Source organism: Methylobacterium sp. CCH5-D2, from assembly GCF_001556475.1.
Taxonomy (GTDB): Bacteria; Pseudomonadota; Alphaproteobacteria; order Rhizobiales; family Beijerinckiaceae; genus Methylobacterium; species Methylobacterium hispanicum.
In genome coordinates, this window is sequence record NZ_LSIX01000421.1 from 1 (window position 1) to 1,399 (window position 1,399).

General features: G+C 72.2%; 2 protein-coding genes and 1 pseudogene. 1 reads left to right on the forward strand and 2 read right to left on the reverse strand.

Going from position 1 to position 1,399, the window contains the following annotated elements; all coding sequences use genetic code 11:
• Window positions 1-262: pseudogene (locus AX737_RS10755) on the reverse strand (deoxyguanosinetriphosphate triphosphohydrolase); the annotation flags it as partial.
• 444 nt (window positions 263-706) lie between these two features.
• On the opposite strand from AX737_RS10755, the gene AX737_RS10760 reads away from it, so the two are divergent.
• Window positions 707-898: a hypothetical protein gene (locus tag AX737_RS10760; protein WP_009861980.1), complete on the forward strand. Its 192-nt coding sequence runs from the start codon at window positions 707-709 to the stop codon at window positions 896-898.
• Window positions 899-1,043: 145 nt separating this feature from the next.
• On the opposite strand, the gene AX737_RS10765 is transcribed toward AX737_RS10760, so the two are convergent.
• Window positions 1,044-1,399: cytochrome c biogenesis protein CcdA (locus tag AX737_RS10765; RefSeq protein WP_245293424.1), on the reverse strand; the 356-nt coding region annotated here is incomplete at its 5' end.

Sequence of the window (1,399 nt, forward strand, 5' to 3'; positions counted from 1 at the left end):
GGGTGGTCCCCATGCTCCGCGCCATGTTCGCCACCTCGTGGCTGTGGGTCAGCCGCGTGCGGACGCTGTCGTTGCGCTCCAGCGGGAAGACCTGCGTCTTGTCCTGGAGGCGCCGCACCGGGGTGGAGAACAGGATGCGGTCGTGATCGCGTTCGTGCTGGGTCCGATCCTCGCCCAGCCTCGGTTCGTGCGCCTTCCCGCCGGGCCTCGGCTTGCGACGCCGGGAATTCAGAAGGGCCGTCCAGTCGAGTTGCTCGCCCATCCTCGGTCCTGTCCCCGCGGCGACGCCGGCTCCGCCGCCTCCCACAACCGCATGACGCATGGTCTACGTTCCGGCTCTCCCGCCCGTCACGTCCGATTCCGGCCGTTGTCCACGGATTCGTTTCCGCATGGTGCCGGCCCGCGTCGCAAGAGGGTAGGGCACCCGGACCGGAAAGGGAACATTGCGGGAACGATGGCGGCGGCGCTGAGGGGCGGCCGGGCAGGCATGCGGCCTCGCACGGATGCCGTCGGCAGCGGTCCCGTACGCCTGACGCGGGCGCCGGCGGCCTCCTCTATGCCCGCCGGATCGCGGGAAGGGCGACGCGTCAGCTTGGCTGAACGGCCCGGCCCCCGTGTCGGTACGGATCAAGCCGGTCGAGAAGTGGCAGGCCTTCCGCCCGGTGGTTGGCGTCGCGGATCGGTGCGCCGTAGGGTCGACGGTGTCATGAAGAACGCTTCGACCGCTGCCTATCCCGACCGGTCCGACATCCTTGCTCGGAAAGCGGAAGGGCGCCGCGAGCTCGCCGCCCTGACCTTCGGCGAGAAGATCGCTCGGATGGAGGCCCTGCGCGACCGCCTCGCGCCGATCCGCGCCGCGCGCGAAGCTCGCTTGAGGCGCGCCTCCCTACGTTCCTGACCCGCCGTCGTTCCGTCCCCGGGTTGGGGACGGCGAGGTCCGGATCCCGCGCCGGCGGCCACGAAGCTGACCCGCTCCGCGCGAACGACGCCCTGCCTCGGCGGCTGCCTCTGCCGCCGCGCGGGCGCCTGCGCGCTCGCCCGGCTCAACCGATCCGCCCGAGCGCGGGGAAGGCCTCCAGGATGAGGGCGGCCACGGCGGTCATGCGGTCGGTGATCATCAGCAGACCCATCGCCACCATGACGCCGCCGCCGACCACCTGAAGGGCACGGCCGAACCAGCGCAGGGTCCGAAGGCGCGCGACGAAGCCGGACAGGAACAGGGCCGCGGCCACGAACGGCACGCCGAGGCCGAGCGAGTAGACGGTGAGCAGGGCGACGCCCTTGCCCGAGGCCGAGGAGGCCGTGACCGCCAGGATGGCGCCGAGGACGGGACCGATGCAGGGGGTCCATCCGAAGGCGAAGGCCGTTCCGAGGAGATAGGCGGCGACCGGCCCTCGCC